Source organism: Streptomyces sp. NPDC059668 (assembly GCF_042734135.1).
In the GTDB taxonomy this organism is placed as follows: domain Bacteria; phylum Actinomycetota; class Actinomycetes; order Streptomycetales; family Streptomycetaceae; genus Streptomyces.
On record NZ_JBHWEL010000001.1, the window covers coordinates 40,380 to 59,982 of the forward strand.

Consider the following 19,603-nt stretch of genomic DNA (forward strand, 5'->3'; position numbering starts at 1 on the left):
TTCAACTGCCCATACTTTTCAGCCGGAAAGCGCATCGGCGAGGCGTGGGCCGGAAGTTCGTCTGCTCATAACGTATCGCATGTCTTCAAGTGAAGATCAACGGGCGGGTAAAGAGTTCGCCATGTCCAATCGCTCAGTTCTCTCCCGCGACTTTCCGCCGAACCCGTGCGCTCGCCGCCGTCAGCAACTCCAGGCGTGCCGGGTCGGCGTTTTCCCGAACGGCGAGCGACATGCGGATGGTGAGGGGCTCTCCGACGAGCGGAAGCAGGGAGATCCGGCGGGAGGACACCGTGCCGGCCGCTGTCGGGTACATCAGGGTCCAGCCGGCCGCGCCCGCGCCGATCTCGGCGAGGGTGTCCTGGAGCCGGGTGGAGGGCGGGCCGAGAACCGGCTCGAAACCCGCTGCGCGGCAGGCGGCGACGACGGTGTCGAAGAGCACCGCGTTCTCCCCGCGGGAGGCGATGCGCAGGGGCAGCCCGGCCAGATCGGCCAGTTCCAGGCGGTGGCGTGCGGCCAGCGCGTGCGAGGCGGGCAGCGCGACCAGCAACGGATCGTGCCAGAGGTCGAGAAGTCGCAGGCCAGGGGCGTGTTCGAGGCCGCGGACGAAGGCCGCGTCCAGCCGTCCGGCACCTACCCCTTCCAGGCGCGTGCGGGCGTCGAGGGTCTGGAACTCGAAGAGGGTGCCGGCACCGCGGTCGGGCAGCGCGTCCAGGAAGTCGTCCAGGCGGGGTCCCAGGGCGGAACTGATGCCGACGCGGAAGGCGGCGGCGCTCCGCGTGGTGAGCCGTTGTGCCGTGGCGGCGAAGGAGTCCCGCGCCTTCAGCAGTTCGCGGCCCTCGGGCAGCAGGGCGTGGCCGACCGGGGTGAGGGTCACGGTGCGACCGGAACGGTCGAAGAGCTGGGCGCCCAGCTCCCGCTCCAGCCGGCGCACCTGCTGGCTGACCGCGGGCTGGCCTATGTGCAGCCGTTCGGCCGCCCTGCCGAAATGCAGCTCCTCGGCGACGGTGACGAAGTACTGGATCTGACGCAGTTCCAAGGGATCCCCCACCCATCAGGGCGATCCCAATTATTGAACGGTGAAACGTTCCTGCTCGCGGGATCGCCGCGGGAGAATCCTCGCACACCCGTCGACGGCACCCGCCACCGGGCGGGTTCGCTCTCGCGGTCGTGCGATCTCATTCACCGGGGCAGGAATTTATTCACTGCCCGGATTCCCTTCAGTCGACGGCAACTCCCCGCAGATCACCGGCCTCCGTGCCGGCGCCGCGGAATTCGCCGTCACGCCTTTGCGGAGCGGAGGACTGCCGCGCCGCCCGCGAAAGGAACAAAGCGAAGGCGGCCGTTCCCAGAACCGCGGCGGCCATGACGAACCAGCCCAGGGCGGAGAGATCGCCCGCCGGCAGTCGGCTGGAGAGGAAGATTCCCAAGGAGGCGGCCAGCAACTGGAGGGCGCCCATCAGGCCGGACGCCGATCCCGCCGTCGAGCGGAAAGCCGTCACCCCCGCACTCATCGACAACGGCAGCAGGAAGCCGTTGCCGAAGGTCATCACCGGCATGAACACCAGGACCAGCAGACCCCAGGGCTTGCCGGCCCCGCTCAGCCCCAGACCGAGCATCATCAGCGCACCGGCGAGAAAGAATCCGTGGCCCGTCCACAGCAGTCGGTCGACAGGCCGCGTGCGGACCAGGGCGCGCGAGGTCAGGTTGCCCGCGACGTACGCGATCGAGACGGTGATGTAGCAGTAACTGGTGGTCTGGGTGGCCAGGCCCATCTTCTCGAAGACGAGCGGGGAGGCGGCCAGGTAGCCGAAGTAACCGCCGTACGCCACCGCCAGGTTGATCGTGTACGCCCAGAACAGTGGACGGGTCAGCAGCTTCGGGTAGCCCCTCAGCGTGGTGCCGAGGTGCTTGCTGCGCCGCTCCGGCGGCAGGCTCTCGGGGATCGAGGTGATCATCACGACCAGCGTCACCAGGCCGAGCAGGGCGGTCACCACGAACGCCGCGCGCCAGGAGACGTACGTGGTCAGATAACCGCCCACCAGGGGAGCGACGGAAGGGGAGACACCCACGATCGGCATGACCGTGGCGAACATCCGGGCCGCGTCCCTCTCCTCGTACAGGTCGCTGATCACGGCCCGGCCGAGCACCATCCCCGACCCGGCGCCCAGCGCCTGGAGGAGCCGGCCGGCGCCGAACACCTCGACCGTGGGCGCCACCGCGCACACCAGCGAGGCCACGACGAACAGGCCGAGCCCGGAGACGATGACGCCCTTGCGGCCGTACGCGTCCGAGACCGGCCCGTAGACCGCCTGGGAGACCGCGATGCCGATCATGAACGCGCTGAACGTCCATTGCACGGACGCGACCGGGGTGTGAAAGGCGTGCGCGGTGGCCGGTACACCCGGCAGATTGATGTCGGAGGCGAACAGTCCACCGGCGTTCAGTGAGCACAGAACGGCGAGCAGGAGCGCGTAGGGCGTGCGTGTCGATGCGGTCTTCATGACGGACGACTTCCTTGGTCAAGAGTGGCCGGGGGCCCGACCCGCCCAGAGGGGACCGGAGCCCGGGTGATCTCCGCCCGGCCGTCCGGCCCGATGGGGGGCGGGAGCCGTCCTGCCGAGGACGTCCAGCGGGCGGCCCGGACCGCCGGTGGCCGCGGCGGTGATCCGCTCCCTGTCCGTCCGCGGCGACCGCTGCTGCCCCTCGACCGGCACCGGCACGGCGGCGCTGATCAGGTACGCGGACGGCCGGGTCTCCCGCCGGATCCGGTGGGAGACCCCCTCGCAGGTGACGCCGGGAGGGTCCGGCCCTCCGCCCAGAAGGCGCCGCCCCGGAAGCGGCGGTTGTGTGTGCGGGACTAGTGGGAGAGTCCTTTCACCGATGGGCCGACGGGTCGGGTGGGGTCAGCGCTTGGCGGCTCGGGCCGCGAGCGTCTCGCCGGCGATCGACCAGCTGTCGGTGCCGATCTCCTGCACCGTCACCCACACGCTCTCCGGCTTGCTGCCGGTGGCCCGGACATACGCGTCGGTCAGGTCACGGACCAGCTGGGCCTTCTGCTCGGCGGTCTTGCCGGGGGTCTGCTGCACGTGGATGAGAGGCATGGTGTTCTCCGCTGGCTCGAGGCTGAACTGATCCCGTACGGTCCGGGGCCTCAAGGCCGGGGAACCGCCGCGGATCCAGTCCAGCACCGGGCCGTGGGCCGTCCAAGACGCAATCCGCTCTGGCACCGATCACGAATCGTGATGCGTCCCGGATCGTGATGCGTCCCGGATCGTCGGATCGCCCGGACCCTGATCCGTCCTCGAGGACGGGCGGTTCCGACGGTCCGGGACGGCGATCAAGCGCGGATCGGAGATCCCCGTGCCGGCCCGGGCCCCGCTCGCGACCGGCGGAAGCCCTTGCCGTGACCGGCGGAAGTCCTTGCCGTGACAGGATTCCCGGGTCGGGTCCCGGCATCGGGGAGCGCGCCATGGCCGGCCGTGCGACGCTCGACGACGTCATGTCCGTCGCGGGGGGAGATGCCCGTCATGGCCGCGCGGGACGCCACGGGCAAGGGGACGGCCCCGGTCCTGGGGCGGCCGGAAGGCGGCACCCGCGAGGGACAGTCTCACGTGAACACGCGCTGCTCGCAGAAGTGTTCGTCAACCGCCGCAGCGGCGTGCGCGGGGTCCGTCACCCTCACGGGCAGGGAAGTCCGCGCCCGCGGCGGGCAATTGACGAAAGATCCGCTTGTCAGCGGCCGGAAGGGCTCCCTGGACGGCCCTGTCGGCGTACGCTGAGGTGCCTGGAGGTCACGGTGCGCACCCGCTCCCCGCGCGGGACGCACCACCGTGGCCAGGGGGTGGAGGATGGGACAGCGCAGCGTACGCAGCAGAAGGACTCTCTTCGAACGGGAGAGTGAACTCGCCGCTGTCGAGGAGGCGTTGGGCGAGCTCGCCGGCCTGCGCAAGGACGGGTCCGAAGCGCCCGAGCGGCCCCGCGGCGCGCTCATGGCCTTCGCCGGCAGCGCAGGGATCGGCAAGACCACCCTCCTCGCCGAGGTACGGCGGCGCTCCGCGGCCAAGGGCTGCACGGTCCTGTCGGCACGCGGCGGCGAGCAGGAACAGCGCGTCGCCTTCCACGTCGCCCGCCAGCTCCTCCAGCCGCATCTCGCCGGGTTCGCGGAGGCCGAACTCCGTGCCTCCCTCGGGAGCTGGTACGCCATCGTCGGACCCGCGCTCGGTCTGTGCGCCGCCTCGGAGGGGGCTCCGCCCGACCAGCAGGGCCTGCGGGCCGGACTCGACTGGGTCCTCACCCATCTCGCCGTGCAGCGTGCCCCGATGGTGCTCGTCCTCGACGACGCGCACTGGGCCGACCCCGAGTCACTGAGCTGGCTCGCCGCCTTCGCACCCCGCGCCGAGGAGCTCCCGATGCTGCTCGTCGTCGGCTACCGTCCCGACGAACTCCCCGATCACGCCGAGTCGTTCAGGGTCCTGCCGGGGCGCGCGGGCCAGCGTCCCGTCGACCTCGAACCGCTCAGCGCCGCCGCCGTCGCCCGGCTGGTGCGCGAGGACCTCGGCGCCCAGGCCGACGACGCGTTCTGCCGCGAGTGCTGGGCGGTCACGGCGGGCAACCCCTTCGAGGCGGTGGAACTGACCGCGAAGGTGCGCGACCGCGGGCTGGACCCGACGGAGGCCGGCGCGCACCTGCTGCGCGACCTCGCCGCCGCCGTCAAGGGCAGCGGCCTGATCGCCCGCCTCGAACGTCTGGGCACCTCCACCGTCCGTTTCGCCTGGGCCTGCGCGGTGCTCGGCACGGAGATCTCCCCGCCCCTCGCCGCGGCGGTCGCGGGACTCGGCTCCGAGGAGGCCGCCGACGCGGCGGACGCCCTGCGCGGCGCCCGCATCCTCACCGGCGCCGACACCCTGGAGTTCGTGCACCCGCTGGTCGCCACCGCCGTCTACCGCGCCATCCCCGGCGGTGTCCGCGTGGCCCTGCACGGCCAGGCCGCGTGGTGCGTGATCAACGAGGGCCTGGGTCCCTCCGCCGCCGCCCGCCACCTCATGGAGAGCCACCCCGACGGGGACGTCTGGGTCGTGCAGCAACTGCGCGCCGCCGCCCGCGAGACCCAGCGTGCCGGCGCCCCCGACGCGGCCCGCCGCTACCTCGCCCGCGCCCTGCGCGAACCGCCCCCCTTCGAGGAGCGCGCCGCCGTCCTGTACGAACTCGGCTGCGCCTCCCTGCTCACCGAACCGGCGACCACCGTCAACCATCTCAGGGCCGCCCTCGAGGAACCCATCACCGACCCCGAGTTGCGCCACAACGTCGTCTACCGGCTCTCCCAGGTCCTCGCCCACAGCGACCGGCTCGCCGAGGCCTCCGAGACGCTCGCCCGGGAGAGCCGGATGACCGCGGACGCCCGGGTACGGCTGCGCATGCAGTCCGAGCAGTTCATGTGGGACGCCTTCCGGGCCGACGAGCCCGACTCGCCCGCCCGCTCACGCCGGCTGACCCGCCTCGCCGACCGCCTGGGCGGCCGCGACCTCACCGAGCGCTATGTCATCGGGCTGCGCGCCTGGGACGCCACGCTGCGCGGCGAACCCGCCCACGTCGCACTGGAGCACGCCGAGCGCGCCCTCGCCGGAGGCCTCGGCTGGGCCGAGGCCGACCGCGGCTTCGAAGTGCCCATCCTGGTCGCCCTCACCTTCATGTACGCGGACCGCCCGGGCCGCACCGAGGAACTGTTCGCCGCGGGCATCGCCGACTTCGAGAGCCAGGGCTGGCACGGCGCCCACCTCTCCTTCGGCTACACGATCCTCGCGTACGTCCGCTACCGCCGCGGCCGGCTCGCCGAGGCCGAGGACTTCGTCCGCGCCGGCCTCCGGCTCGCCGAGCGCGTCGGGCCCGGCACCCCCGTCCACTGGTACGCCGTCGCCACCCTCGTCGAGATCCTGCTGGCCCGCGGCCGGGTCGCCGAGGCCACCCGGACCGCCGAGGAGTACGCGTTCGGGGCACCCTTCCCCGCCGCCGTGACCTTCCCCGACGCCCAGATCGTGTACGGCCAGCTGCTGCTCGCCCGCGGCCTCACCAAGGACGCCGCCGCCGAGCTGGCGGCCGCCGGCCGCCGCCTCGACCCACGTGGCATCCGCAACCCCTCCTGGTGTCCCTGGCAGCTCCACCTGGCCCGGGCCGAGAGCCACGACGCACCGGACCGCGCCGTCGCCACGGCACTCGAAGCGGTCCAGCGCGCCCGCCAGTACGGTGCCCCCTCGGCCGTCGGCCAGGCACTGCGGGCCGCCGCCGAGGTCTCCTCGGGCTCGACCCGCGTCAAACTCCTCGAAGAGTCCGTGAGCCACCTGGAGCGCTCCCCGGCCGCCTACGAACTCGCGTGCGCCCTGGTCGCCCTGGGGACCGGGCTGCGCCGCGCGGGCCGCCCCAAGGAAGCCGCCGAACACCTCTACCGAGGGCTCGACGCGGCCGTGCAGTGCGGTGCCGACGGGCTCGTAGAGGAGGCACGTGACGAGCTGGCGGCCGCCGGACTGCGCCCGCGCAGACTGCACAGCACCGAGACGGACACCCTCACCGCCCGGGAACGCACCGCGGCCCTGCTCACCGCCCGGGGCCGCACCCCGGGCCAGGTCGCGGAGGAACTGCACATCGACGAGCAGTCCGTCGCCCGGCTGCTGTCGGGGGTCTACCGGAAGGTCGGTACGGACCGTACGGGACTCGCCGCCGCACTGGGCGAGAAGCCGTCCGCTTAGCCCCGCACGGGCGACGCCCCCGGGACCCGGCGTGCGGTCGGACACGTACCATTGCGGCATGTCCTTCCTCCGCCGCCGCAGCGCCACGCCCGCCGGTCCCGACTTCGACGTCCTGGCCATGGACCCGGGCGACTGGCCGGGCAACCTCGGCGCGGGCCTGCTGCCCGCTCCCGACGGCAGCTGCCAGGGTGTCTTCCTGCGCTACGACCTCTTCGGCGGGCGCGGCCCGGCGATGATCATCGGCAATCTGCCGGAGGGTTCGCCCGCCAGGGAGGTCGAGGAGGGAGAGGTCCCCTTCGAGGTCGCCCAGCTCCTCCTGGCGCTGGAGAACGACGAGGAGGTCACCGTCACCGGGATCGAGGACATGCCGGTGATGCAGGGTGACAACCTCCTCATCGTGCGCCGTCTCAAGCTCTCCGAGACCCGGATCTCCTGCGTGCAGTTCGACCGCAGCGACAACGTGCTGGTGACCATCGCCGCCTGGGACCGTCCCATCACCGACGACCTGTACGCGCTGCTCAAGCCGCTGCCGCCGGAGCTCTTCCAGCAGGGCTGAGCCGCCCCGTTCAGCCGGCCGGTTTCCAGCCCAGCGCCGGGCCGAGCCCGCGGGTGATGTCCGTGAGGATCTGGACGTAGTCCTCGTGGGCGAAGGTGAAGGGCAGCGCGAACGCGACCTCGTCGACCTCGCGGAAAGCCGCGTGGGCGTAGAGCCGTTCGGCGATCTCGGCGGAGGTGCCGACCAGGTCGGGCGCGAACATCATCCGGGCCGGACCCTGCGGGGCCGCGGTACGCGGTGTGCGCTCCCGCGCGTACTCCTCGTACTTCCTGCGCTGCTCGGGCGTGGCGCTGTCGGTGGGGATCACGACGAGGCCCTGGGAGACGCGGGCCCGGTCGCGGTCGGGGTGGTGGGCACGGAAGGTCCGGATGTGCGACAGCTGCACCTCGGCGAAGTCCTCCGACTCCTCCGCCTTGACGACGCTGCTGGTCAGGAGGTTCATCCCGTGCTCTCCCGCCCATCGCGCCGACCGCAGACTGCCCCCGCCGTACCACATGCGGCGGCCGAGGCCGGGCGCCTGCGGCTGGACGCGGTCGGAGAACACCTCGAAGCCCTCGACGCCGCTGAAATCGGTGGCGGGGTTGCCGCGCACGAAGTCCAGCAGCCGCTCCACGCGGCCGTGGCCGAAGTCCTCCGCCTCCGCGGTGTCGGGGTAGAGCGCGTGCCTGACCTGGTCGAAGTGCATCGGCGGGCCGACGCTGACACCCGGATTGAGGCGGCCCCCGGACAGCAGGTCGACGGTCGCCAGGTCCTCGGCCAGCCGCAGGGGGTTCTCCCAGCCCACCGGGATGACCGCGGTGCCGAGCTCGATCCGGCTGGTGCGCTGCGAGGCCGCGGCCAGGACGGCGACGGGGGAGGAGATGCCGTACTGCAGATGCCGGTGACGCACCCACGCGCTGTCGAAGCCCAGCCGCTCACCCAGTTCGATGATCTCCAGCGTCGACTCGTGGCCCCGCCGGGGGTCGGCCTCGTCGAACAACCCGATGGTCAGGAACCCCAGCTTGCGCAGGGGGGTCGAGGTCTGTGGCACGGGGCTCCTCCATCGTTGACGGCATCTCTGTCGAACGCCAGTTCACCGTGTGATGCTCGGCGATCATCAGAGCAACACGGCGGTCATGGTGAGGAATTCCGCCGGCGGACGGGGAGACGGCGCAGGGGCCGGGTCCGCCGTACGCGGATCCGGCCCCCGAGGGCGAACGGCCACTGCCGCGGTGCTAGAAGTGCGCGCGCGTCACGTCCACATCCGCCGCCCGTACGAACTCGATGCGGTGCCCGAACTGGATCTCGTAGTACATGTCCTTGCCGATGACGACCTTGTGCGACGTCGTGTCGAAGGTCGGCGAGTAGAAGTACTCGCCCGGCACCTTGTCCCCGACCACGTACTTCTGTCCCGCGAGGAGCTTGTACGACAGCGGGGAGACCGCCTGGACCGGGACACCCGCCGGGTACGCCCCCTTCTCCGGGTAGGCCCGCCCGTACACGGGGATGTCCTTGAGACCCGGCTTCGGCGTGACGACCTGCCCGGACCCGGTCACCGCCGTCGGGTGGGCCTTGGGGTTCTTGAACCAGGCCTTCTGGCCCAGGTACCAGATCGCCGTCCAGTCCCCGTCGACACCGGCGACCGCGTACTGCTGACCGGTGGAGACACGCGAGGCGACGTCGTTCACGTCGATGGTGGAGTCGCCGCCGCCCGGCCGCAGCCCGACGTCCTTGACCAGCGGTGCGGTGTCGGACGGCAGGGTGTGCAGGCGCACCTCGCTGGACCCGTGGGCGGCGCAGGCCTGGCCGCTGGTGACGCATCCGGTGTACTGGGGCTTGTTCGACGCGAAGTCCGGCAGCACCATGACCACGCCGCCGCCCGCCTTCGTCCGGTGGTACAGGGGGTGGTCGAGCAGCGCGAAGTAGTGCTCCCAGTCCCAGTAGGGACCCGGGTCCGTGTGCATCCCGGGGATCGTGGACGTCGTCGGACCGGGGACGTTGTCGTGGCCCAGGATGTGCTGCCGGTCCAGCGGCACGTTGTACTTCTTGGCGAGGTACTGCACGAGCCGTGCCGAGGCGCGGTACATCTCCTCCGTGTACCAGGCGTCCGGCGAGGCGAGGAAGCCCTCGTGCTCCAGGCCGATCGACTTGGCGTTGACGTACCAGTTGCCCGCGTGCCAGGCCACGTCCTTGGCCTTCACGTGCTGGGCGATGTGCCCGTCGGTCGAGCGCAGGGTGTAGTTCCACGACACATAGGTCGGGTCCTGGACGAGGTTGAGCACGCCGTCCCAGGCGCCCTCGGTGTCGTGGATGACGATGTACTTGATGCTCTGCGACGAGGGCCGGTTCCCGAGGTCGTGGTTTCCGTAGTCGCCGTCGCCGAACTCCGAGTACGGAGCCGGGATCCACTCGCAGGACACGGTCGTGGGGCATTCCGTGCCGGCGGTGGAGAGCGTCCGCAGTCCGGCCCGCTGCAGTTGCGCCGTGTCGGGGCCGATGGCGGGCTGGGCGGCGAGCTTCATCTGCTGGCCGGAGTCCGTGGTGCGCTCGGCACCCGCGCGGATCACCCCGTAGACGTCGTTCGCGTACGCCGCCGCGGTCGCGCTGTCGTCGGCGCCGGAGAAGCGGGCCACCGCGGCGTACCAGTCGGCCGCGTTCCCGCTCAGCGGTTCGCCGAGGTCCTTCTGGGTGGCGGCCAGCAGCGCGGCGCCGCCCTCGACGTTCGCGACCGCGTCCGTGCGCAGGCGCTCGGCCGACAGCCCGGTGAGTTCGGCCGCCTTCGTCAAGGTCTTGAGGCGGGCGGGGAGTTGTGAGTTCTCCGGGACCTTCGTCGTGGGGACCACGGGCGCGCGGGAGCTGTCGCCACGGGCGTCCTCGGTGCCCTCGCTGTGATGCGGTGCCCTGGCGATCGCCGTCCGGGCGTCGGTGAGGTGCATGGGGCCGTAGCCGCCGCCGACGCTGGGCGCGCCGGCGTGCGCGTCCCAGCGGGACTGCAGATAGGAGACGCCCAGGAGGACGCTCAACGGCACGTGGTACTCGGCGGCCGCGCCGGTGAAGGCCCGCTGCAGCCGTGCGGAGGAGTCCTGGTCGCCGCCGGCCGCCGGGGCCGCGCCGAGCAACGGGAACACCAGCGCCGCCGAGACGAGGACGCCCGCGGCTCTGCGCGCACGTCTGTGCGCGGCGGTGGCCTCGGGGTCGATGAGAGATCCTCGCAAAGCAGCCTCCTGGGACGGTCGGGCGCGGTGGGGCGTGCGGGGCCGAACGAGGTCAGTCGTATCGGCTCCCCGACGATCCGTCAATCATGCCCAGGGGATGTCGATTTCCCATGTCAGCGCGGGTCGAATGGGTTTTCGTGGCGGCGGCGCGACGGCCTGCGAGGCGTCAGTGGAGTGGACCAGTGGCTCGATCGGGTGAAGTTCTCGACGGATCGGCGTGGTCCGGTTCGGGCGCGAGTCCCGCTGTGCCCGCGCCGCCGGCGCGCACGGTCCTGCGGTGCGCGCCGACGGGGTACCGGGGTACGGGCGTACGGGGTTCGGACGTCCAGGACGAAGGTCCGCGGAGCGCCGTGGTCTCCACGGCGAAGGTCCGCGGTGCGCCGATGTAGCTGACGCACCGCGGACCTTCGTGCCCCGTCCCCCCCGGCGGGTGCAGACCGCAGCCCCCTCTGCGGGTGCCGACCCCCGCCCCTCAGCGGGTGCCGACCGCCGCCCTGACGGCCCGGCGGGCCATCTGGCAGTCGTCGTGCAGCCGTCGCAGCAGCAGACGTTGTTCCTCGCCGGACGGCAGGGCGCCCGGGTGGGCCGGTCCCGGCGTCGTCGGGGCCGCGTCGTGCATCGAGCGCTGCACCGCCGTCTCGTACGTACGGATCTCCCGGGTCAGTACGAGCATCAGGTTCACCAGGAAGGCGTCACGCGCCGCCAGGCCCCCGGACTGCGCGAGCTGACTGATCTGACGGCGCGCCACGGGAGCGTCGCCGAGGACCGCCCACAGCGTCGCCAGGTCGTAGCCCGGCAGGTACCAGCCCGCGTGCTCCCAGTCCACCAGCACTGGACCGGCCGGTGAGAGCAGGATGTTCGACAGCAGCGCGTCCCCGTGACAGAACTGGCCCATGCCCTGACGGCCCGCCGAGTGGGCGATGCCGTGCAGCAGCTTCTGCAGATCGCCCATGTCCCGGTCGGTGAGCAGACCCAGTTCATGGAAACGGGAGATCCGCTCCGCGTAGTCCAGCGGGGCGTCGAACGTCCCCGCCGGCGGCCGCCACGCGTTCAGCCGGCAGACCGCGCCCAGCGCCGCGCGGATGTCCGCGCGGGGCGGCGCCTCGGCCGGGTGCCGCTGGAGCGCGGCCACCCGGCCCGGCATCCGCTCGATCACCAGCGTGCAGTTGTCCGGGTCCGCCGCGATCAGCCGGGGCACCCGGACCGGCGGCCGGTGCCGCACGAACGACCGGTATGCGGCTATTTCGTGCCTGATCCGCTCGGCCCAGATGGGCGAGTGGTCCAGTAAGCATTTGGCGACGGCCGTACTGCGCCCGGTCGTGCCGACCAGGAGCACGGAGCGTCCGCTGCGGCGCAGCACCTGGACCGGGGCGAACTCGGGACAGATCCGGTGCACCGACGCGATCGCCGTGCGCAGCTGCGCGCCCTGAGGGCCGGACAAGTCGAGTCTCCCGCTGAGCGGTTGGGTGCCGATCCCCGGAACGCGCCGTGTCCTGGCCGCTCCGAGCACGGGGGCCGCCGGTCGCGCGGGGTCGAGGTAGGGACCGCTGCCCGCCGGACGGGGATGCAGCGGCCGGGGCGGAGCGGACACGGAGGACGATGCTGTGTACATGGGCGAAACAGATCCCTTCGTGTGCCTGCAAGTTGCCGCGCCGCCCGTCCCGGCCGTCCGGGTGCACCCTGGGGGAATGTCCCTGGCAACCGGGTCGGGGTGGCGCATTCCTACCTGACACCGGGCGCCCAGTGGCACACCATCTGGCGCACCCTGGCGAACCCTGGCGAATAGTCGCTCAGCAACTGACAGAGGGTTACTGTCAACTCAGCCGAGAACCTGGGGGCTTGATGTGAACGGACAACCCAACGCTCGTCTGTCGGACCTGTTCGGCCTCGCCGGCTGGTCCAAGGGCGAACTCGCGAGGCTGGTCAACAGACAGGCGGCGGCCATGGGCCACCCCCAGCTGGCGACCGACACCTCACGGGTGCGGCGCTGGATCGACGTGGGAGAGATCCCGCGCGATCCGGTCCCCCGCGTGCTGGCGGCTCTGTTCACCGAGCGTCTCGGCCGTGTCGTGACCATCGAGGACCTCGGTCTGGTCCGGCACGGGCGTGTGGGGAAACGGCCGGGCGGCGGGAATGTGGAACATCCCGACGGAATGCCGTGGGCGCCCGAGCGGACTGCTGCGGTCCTCACCGAATTCACGGGAATGGACCTCATGCTCAACCGACGCGGCTTGGTGGGCGCGGGTGCCGCGCTCGCCGCGGGATCCGCACTCAGCAGTGCCATGCACGATTGGCTGCACACCGATCCGGCCCTGGTGGCCGACGCTCCTGACACCGACAATCCCCTGCACGCCGACCCCGCCGGGTTCGACCGCTACGAGGCCGCCCCCATCGGGTCGCAGGAGATCGAGGAACTGGAGCGCTCGGTCGAGGTGTTCCGGGCCTGGGACGCGGCCCGCGGCGGCGGGCTGCAACGCAAGGCGGTGGTGGGCCAGCTCAACGAGGTGGGAGGCATCCTCTCCTACCGGCATCCCGACCATCTGCAGCGGCGCCTGTGGGGCGTCGCCGCCAATCTCGCCGTCCTAGCGGGCTGGATGTCGCACGACGTCGGCCTGGAGCCCACGGCCCAGAAGTACTTCGTCATCGCCGCCCACGCGGCCCGGGAAGGCGGTGACCGGCCCCGGGCCGGGGAGGCGCTCTCCCGCGCCGCGCGTCAGATGGTGCACCTGGGCCGGCCGGACGACGCCCTGGACCTGATGAAGCTCGCCAAGTCGGGCTCGGGGTCCGAGACGCTGCCGCGCACCAGGGCGATGCTCTACACCATCGAGGCCTGGGCACAGGCGTCGATGGGCAAGGGGCAGGCCATGCGGCGCACCCTGGGCGAGGCGGAGGACCTCTTCGTCTCGGACCGGGGTGACGTGCCGCCGCCGAGCTGGATGCAGATGTTCGACGAGGCGGACATGCACGGCATGCAGGCCCTGGCCTACCGGACACTCGCGGAGCACGACGCGGCCGCGGCGGCCACGGCGCAGCGCCACGCCAAGGAGGCGCTGCATCTGCGGGAGAACAGCCGGCAGCGGTCGCAGATCTTCGACTGGCTGTCACTGGCCTCGGCGTGCTTCATCGCCGACGATCCCGAACAGGCGGACCGCTACGCCCGGCTGGCGCTGGTGTCGATGGGGGCGAACTCCTCCCACCGCACCTGGGACCGGCTGCGCGAGATGTACCGGCTCACCGCTCAGTACTCCGGCTACCCGAAGATCCACGAACTGCGTGAGGAGATCCAACTCGCTCTTCCCAAACCGGCGCTGAGGCCGAGGCGCGGAGGAGACGCACAGATCTGAACCCACCTGTGCGAGGAGATCCGGTGAGCTTGCCCCGCGGTCCGGATGCGGTGTCCGGCGTGGTCCCCAGACCGCTCAGCCGCCGACCCTGGCGACGAGCAGGCAGGCGTCGTCCTCGCGCCGCGTCTCGCCGAACTCCTCGACCATCATCCGTACGCAGTCCTGGGCCGTGCCGGCCCGGCCGAAGAGCGGGGCCAGGTCGAGCAGCCTCTTGACGGCAGCCGCTCCGTGGCACCGGGGGACCAGTCCGTCGGTGTGCAGGAGCAGCAGGTCGCCGTCCTCCAGGGTCACTTCGGCCTGCCCGTACGCGGCACCCGAGGTCGCGCCGAGCAGCACGCCGTGCGGTGGTGCCAGCATGCGCCCCGTCCCGTTGCGGAACAGCAAGGGGGCGGGGTGTCCCGCCTGCGCCCAGGTGAGGGTACGGGTCTCGGGGCGGTAGCGGCAGCAGACGGCGCTGCCGAGAACCGGCTGTACCGAGGCGTCGACCAACCGGTCGAGCCAGGACATGAGTTGGCCCGGCTGGGTGCCCGCCATGGCCATCCCGCGCAGGGCGCCCAGCAGCATCGCCATGCCGGAGGCGACGGTGACGCCGTGCCCGGTCAGGTCGCCGACGCTCAACAGGGTTTCGCCGTCCGGAAGCTCCAGCGCGTCGTACCAGTCCCCGCCGACCAGCGCGGCGGCCGAGGAAGGGAGATAGTGGGCGGCCAGGTCCAGCGCCCCGGGGCCCCGTCGGGTGAGCCGCAGGCTGCCCTGCCACGGCGGCAGGACGGCCTCCTGGAGCTCGACGGCGAGCCGGTGCTCGTTCTGCGCGAAGCGCCGGTCGTGCCGCAGCGAGTCACGGGTCTCGGTCACGGTCCGCTGGCTCTGCCGCAGTTCGCTGACGTCGCGCAGCACCGCCCACATCGCGGCGGTACTGCCGTCGGTGTCGAGCACGGGCTCACCCATGATGTGCACGGTCCGCACTCCGCCGTCCGGGCGCACGACGCGGAACTCTCCGTCGATCGGCTTCGCGTCGATGAGGCAGTCGGTGACCATCGACGTCAGCATCGGCCGGTCCTCGTCGAACACCAGCGAGGGCAGCTCGTCGAGGGTGAGCGGGGGAGCGGCGGGGTCGCGGCCCAGGATCTGGTAGAGCTCCACGGACCAACTGGCCGCGTCCGTCAGCAGGTTCCACTCGGCGCTTCCCACTCGGCTGAGCAGGGAGCCCTCCTCGGTCGCGGCGGGCGGCTCCACGGGCTCCGGTGGTGGGCCCTCCCGCAGCTGTGCCAGATGCTGGTCCAGGTCGTCGAGCTGGTGCATCGCCAGGTCGCACAGCGCGCGCTGCCAGCGACCCTGGGCGTCCCCGCCGTCGACGGGCGCGTCACGTCGTACGGCGTCCATCTCGCCGCGCAGTCGCCGTGTCTGCGAGATCAGCGCGTCGACCGCGCCGCGCCGGGGCGGCTGCGCGGCGGGGCGGTCCGCAGAGAGATGGGGCGACATGACGCACTCCGATGAGGGGACGGTACGACCAGAGCTGGGAGGAAGGACCGTTACGACTGTTGCACAGCCCGCGACGCCCTGTAAGGGATTTGGCAACACACGATCCGGTGGTGCTTCTGGCATATGCCGCAGTCCATTCGGAGAGGTCGCCCAGGATCGATGAGGTACGTACACGGCTCACTCAAGTCGTAGACCGTGTACGTGACTTGACGGTTCGCGAGGGTGGCCGGAGCGATTCCTCAGTCGTGTGTTCGAGGGTCATGTGTGCGGGTCATGTCCAAGGCATGTTCGCATTCAGAGGCCGTGGGTGAACTCCGCCGCCTCCGCCTCGTAGAAGGGGCCCGGGTCGATGCCCATGGAGGCGAAGTTGTCCTCGATCTCCAGGCTCGCCAGACCGTGCAGACGTGCCCAGAGCATCATGGCCCGTGAGGCGACCGCGGGCGGCACGTCGTCGACTCCGCGGCGACGCATCCACTCCTCGACCTGGTCCCGCGAACCCCCGGGAACGGTCGCGTCCGGCGCCGTCACCGCGTTCGCCACGTTCAGTACGACGTTCATGGCGCGCTGGGCCGCCTCGACCAGACGGGTGGAATGGGCGTCGTACCCCTTGAAGGGGGCCCGGAACAGCAGCCGGTAGCGGTGCGGCTCGGTCCGTGCCCAGTCGCGGTAGGCCCGCACGACCGCGGTCAGGCGTTCGGCCCCGTCCCGCGCGGGTGCGCCGGCGGCGCGGGCGAGGGTGGCCGCCAGCGACTCGTAGGCGTCGACGACCAGCTCGGTGAGCAGGCTGTCCCGGTTGGCGAAGTAGCGGTAGAGCGCCGGTCCCGTCATGCCCAGCTGTTTGGCGACGGCGTTGAGCGACAGCGCCTCCGGCCCGCCGTCGGCCAGCTGGCGCAGCGCCGCCGCCTTCACCTCCTCCCGCACCTGCGCGCGGAACCGGTCGCGCGGGCCCGGTCCTGTCCTGCTCTGCGTGGTCACGTCATCGCCTCTTCTGTCGCTCGTCGGAACGGGACTTGACGTACCCAGTGTAGAGGGGCAAGCTTTAGTTAGAACCTATAACGCAAGCATGAGTCTCTAACGAACATTCCCGCCGAACTGAGGAGCCGACCGTCATGGACACCCACACCGCCGCGAACCTGATGACCGAAGTCGTCCTGCCGGGTGTCGTGGAGCCCTCCGGCCTGCAGATCCGCACGCGTCCGGCGCCGGAGCCGGCGACCGGTGAGGTCCTGCTCGCGCTGGAGGCCTCCGGGGTCTCGTTCGCCGAGCAGCAGATGCGCCGGGGCAAGTACTACGATCAGCCGCCCTTCCCCTTCGTGCCCGGTTACGACCTCGTCGGCGTCGTGCTCGGGGTCGGCGCGGGTGTCGACGCGTCGCTCGTCGGCCGCCGCTTCGCCGCGCTGACCAAGGTGGGCGGCTGGGCCAGCCGGGTCGTGCTGCCCGTGGCCGACCTGGTCGAGGTGCCCGGCGGACTCGACCCCGCCGACGCCGAGACGGTCGTCGTCAACGGCATCACCGCCTGGCAGATGCTGCACCGCGTCGCCGGGGTCCGGGCCGGCGCGACCGTCCTCGTGCACGGGGCGAACGGCGGAGTGGGGTCCACCCTCGTCCAGCTCGCCTGCCACGCGGGAATCCGCGTCATCGGCACCGCGTCGCCCCGCCACCACGACGCGGTCCGCGCGCTCGGCGCCACCCCGCTCGACTACCGGGCCGGCGATCTGCCCGCCCGCGTGCGGGAGTTGGCGCCCGAAGGGGTCGACGCGGTCTTCGACCACGTCGGCGGGGACGGCATCGTCGACTCCTTCCGGCTGCTGGCCCGCGGCGGCACGCTCGTGTCGTACGGCACCGCCTCGACCCGGGACGTCGGCGGATCCTCGAAACTGCCGGTGCTCAAGCTCGTCGGCCGGCTCCTCCTGCGGAAGGTGCTGCCCAACGGCCGGCGCACGCACTTCTACAACATCTGGGCGGGCAAGCGCCGCGCCGCGGCCTTCCAGGACCGGCTGCGCACCGACCTCGGGCAGGTGTTCGCGCTGCTCGCGGAGGGCGCCATCACCGCACAGGTCGCGGCCCGCATCCCGCTCGGCCGGGCCGCGGAGGCCGTCCGCCTCGCCGAGTCCGGCACCGTCACCGGCAAGGTCGTCCTCGTCCCGGACTCCCGGACCGGCCCGGAGTCGTGAGGTGCGGGCGGCCGCGCCGTACGTCCGGCCGCCCGGCGTCCGTGCGGTGCCCGCCGGAGCCCGGCGCGGACCGTCACGGTTCGGCCGCTGTTCACCCGCAACTCACCGCACGGGTATGGATCTCGGCGATCACCGCGTGCACGCTGGCGCGCGGTGTGCCGCAGGGGCACGCCAGTGACGAGGGCGGGCGAATGACACCGATCAGCCGAAGAGGTTTCGTGGGGCTCGGGGCATCCGTGGCGGCCGGCACCGCGCTGGGCCTCGGCTCACGTCCGGCGACGGCCGCCGGCGCGGCGAGCGGCACGATCACGGACGTACGGCACGTCGTCATCCTCATGCAGGAGAACCGCAGTTTCGACCACTACTTCGGCCGTCTCAAGGGCGTCCGTGGATTCGGCGACCGCAGCGGCATCACGCTGTCCGGCGGATATCCCGTCTTCAACCAGCCCAACGGCGGGGGCCGGCAGTACCCGTGGAAACTGAGCTCCACACCGGCCGCGGGCGGCAAGGACGGTGAGACCCTCGCGCAGTGCAACGGCGACCTCCCGCACTCCTGGTCCTCGCAGCACTCCGCGTGGAACAAGGGACGCCTCGACAACTGGGTCTCGGGCGTCGGCAACGTCCGGTCGCTCGGCTACCTGGACCGCTCCGACATCCCCTTCCACTACGCGCTCGCCGACGCCTACACGATCTGCGACGCCTACTTCTGCTCCACGCTCAGCGCCACCGGGCCCAACCGCACCTACCTCTGGTCCGGCAAGGTCGACGGGTCCAGCTTCGACGGCGGCGACGAGTCGGGCCTGACCTGGCAGAACTACGCGGAGGCGCTCCAGACGGCCGGAGTGACCTGGAAGGTCTACCAGAACGCGCAGGACAACTACGGCGACAACGCCTGCGCCTACTTCAAGAAGTTCGCGGCGGCCAAGGCCGGCGACCCGCTGTACGACCGGGGCATGGCCTCGGTACCGAGGGCCACCGGTTCCACCCCCGACGACATCGCCGCCGCCATCAGGGCCGACGTGCTCGCGGGCACCCTGCCCCAGGTGTCCTGGGTGGTCGCCAACCAGGCCTTCTCCGAGCACCCGTACGCCCCGCCCGGGGACGGCGCCCACTTCGTCGACCTGGTGTACAAGGCCCTCGCGGCCGACCCCGACGTCTTCGACTCCACCGTCCTCTTCCTCAACTACGACGAGAACGACGGCTTCTTCGACCACGTGCCGCCGCCGGTCCCGCCCGCGAACACGGCGGGAGAGTTCCTCGGGGGCACTCCGTACGGTCTCGGATTCCGCGTCCCGATGGTGGTCGTCTCGCCCTGGACGCGCGGCGGCTGGGTCTCGTCGGAGGTCTTCGACCACACGTCCGTGCTGCGCTTCCTGGAGACCTGGACGACCTCGCTGGGCAAACCCGCCGCCTGCCCGAACATCAGCGCGTGGCGGCGCAAGGTCACCGGCGACCTGACCGGTGTCTTCGACTTCGCCCACCCCGTGTACGGCGCCGTCGCGCTTCCCGCCACGAGTGTCATCGGCATCGCCACCTGCGGTCCCCTGCCCAACCCGGTCCCCACCACCAACGCCCTGCCCGTCCAGGAGCCGGGCACCCGGCCCGCCCGCGCCCTGCCCTACCAGCCGAACGGCTACCTGGACCACCTGGAGTTCGGTTCGAGCGGCAAGATCCTCGCCTGGTTCGCCATGGCCAACCAGGGCACCCCGGCCAGGAGCGCCGCGCACTTCTCGATCCACCCCAACGCCTACCGCGACACCACGCCCTGGCAGTACACGGTCGACGCGGGAGGCACCGCCTCCGACTACTTCAACATCGGCTCGGGGTACGGCGACGGGAAGTACGACCTCACCATGACCGGGCCCAACCGCTTCCTGCGCCGGTTCCGGGGCGACGCGACGCAGGCGGGCAAGTCGGCCGAGGTGAGCACCCGTTACGCCACCGAGCCCGGGACTGGGAAGACGGCCGTCTACTTCAGGATGGCCAACTCCTCCGCCACGGCCGTGAGGTTCACCATCACCGCGAACCAGTACCGGGGGGGCGGGGCCCCGGCGGATCAAGGCGGGCCCGGGCGCGCGGGGCGGGGCGTCGAGAAACCCCGCCGCCCCCCCGGCAC

The 19,603-nt window shown here is 71.7% G+C and carries 12 protein-coding genes and 1 pseudogene; 5 read left to right on the forward strand and 8 right to left on the reverse strand.

The genetic code is table 11. From position 1 onward, the window contains the following. Positions 1-133: 133 nt before the first annotated feature. The 3 genes from ACFV2J_RS00185 to ACFV2J_RS00195 form a co-directional block, all read right to left on the reverse strand. Positions 134-1,036 (reverse strand): LysR family transcriptional regulator, encoded by a 903-nt coding sequence (locus ACFV2J_RS00185; RefSeq protein WP_385436721.1) that lies wholly within the window; start codon positions 1,034-1,036, stop codon positions 134-136. A 181-nt stretch (positions 1,037-1,217) separates the two neighbouring features. Beyond that, positions 1,218-2,501 (reverse strand): multidrug effflux MFS transporter, encoded by a 1,284-nt coding sequence (locus ACFV2J_RS00190; protein WP_385084179.1) that lies wholly within the window; start codon positions 2,499-2,501, stop codon positions 1,218-1,220. Between the two features lie 402 nt (positions 2,502-2,903). Then, positions 2,904-3,101, reverse strand: a complete 198-nt coding sequence (locus ACFV2J_RS00195; protein WP_356803959.1) for a 4-oxalocrotonate tautomerase family protein — start codon at positions 3,099-3,101, stop codon at positions 2,904-2,906. Positions 3,102-3,848: 747 nt separating this feature from the next. Here ACFV2J_RS00195 and ACFV2J_RS00200 point away from each other — a divergent pair. Both ACFV2J_RS00200 and ACFV2J_RS00205 read left to right on the forward strand, forming a co-directional pair. Next, positions 3,849-6,740, forward strand: a complete 2,892-nt coding sequence (locus ACFV2J_RS00200; RefSeq protein WP_385436724.1) for an ATP-binding protein — start codon at positions 3,849-3,851, stop codon at positions 6,738-6,740. Positions 6,741-6,798: 58 nt separating this feature from the next. After that, positions 6,799-7,296 (forward strand): hypothetical protein, encoded by a 498-nt coding sequence (locus ACFV2J_RS00205; protein ID WP_385436726.1) that lies wholly within the window; start codon positions 6,799-6,801, stop codon positions 7,294-7,296. Between the two features lie 10 nt (positions 7,297-7,306). Here the strand turns inward: ACFV2J_RS00205 and ACFV2J_RS00210 are convergent, their stop codons facing one another. From ACFV2J_RS00210 to ACFV2J_RS00220, 3 genes are all read right to left on the reverse strand, one after another. Further along, positions 7,307-8,326, reverse strand: a complete 1,020-nt coding sequence (locus ACFV2J_RS00210) for an LLM class flavin-dependent oxidoreductase (RefSeq protein WP_385095973.1) — start codon at positions 8,324-8,326, stop codon at positions 7,307-7,309. A gap of 184 nt (positions 8,327-8,510) precedes the next feature. After that, positions 8,511-10,490, reverse strand: a complete 1,980-nt coding sequence (locus ACFV2J_RS00215; protein ID WP_385095976.1) for an N-acetylmuramoyl-L-alanine amidase — start codon at positions 10,488-10,490, stop codon at positions 8,511-8,513. Positions 10,491-10,962: 472 nt separating this feature from the next. Then, positions 10,963-12,102 carry an aminoglycoside phosphotransferase family protein gene (locus tag ACFV2J_RS00220; protein ID WP_385093130.1) on the reverse strand — a complete coding sequence of 380 codons (1,140 nt, stop codon included), beginning with the start codon at positions 12,100-12,102 and terminating at the stop codon, positions 10,963-10,965. Positions 12,103-12,334: 232 nt separating this feature from the next. On the opposite strand from ACFV2J_RS00220, the gene ACFV2J_RS00225 reads away from it, so the two are divergent. Next, positions 12,335-13,834, forward strand: a complete 1,500-nt coding sequence (locus tag ACFV2J_RS00225; RefSeq protein ID WP_385093134.1) for a hypothetical protein — start codon at positions 12,335-12,337, stop codon at positions 13,832-13,834. 75 nt (positions 13,835-13,909) lie between these two features. Here the strand turns inward: ACFV2J_RS00225 and ACFV2J_RS00230 are convergent, their stop codons facing one another. Beyond that, a complete protein-coding gene (locus tag ACFV2J_RS00230) occupies positions 13,910-15,313 on the reverse strand; it encodes a PP2C family protein-serine/threonine phosphatase (protein WP_385436729.1) in 1,404 nt (467 codons plus the stop codon). Positions 15,314-15,607: 294 nt separating this feature from the next. Continuing rightward, positions 15,608-16,288: a TetR/AcrR family transcriptional regulator gene (locus tag ACFV2J_RS00235; RefSeq protein ID WP_385093139.1), complete on the reverse strand. Its 681-nt coding sequence runs from the start codon at positions 16,286-16,288 to the stop codon at positions 15,608-15,610. 134 nt (positions 16,289-16,422) lie between these two features. Between ACFV2J_RS00235 and ACFV2J_RS00240 the strand changes: the two genes are divergently transcribed. After that, positions 16,423-17,487, forward strand: a complete 1,065-nt coding sequence (locus ACFV2J_RS00240) for a medium chain dehydrogenase/reductase family protein (protein ID WP_385093142.1) — start codon at positions 16,423-16,425, stop codon at positions 17,485-17,487. A gap of 191 nt (positions 17,488-17,678) precedes the next feature. After that, positions 17,679-19,603 (forward strand): annotated as a pseudogene (locus ACFV2J_RS00245) (phosphocholine-specific phospholipase C); the annotation flags it as partial.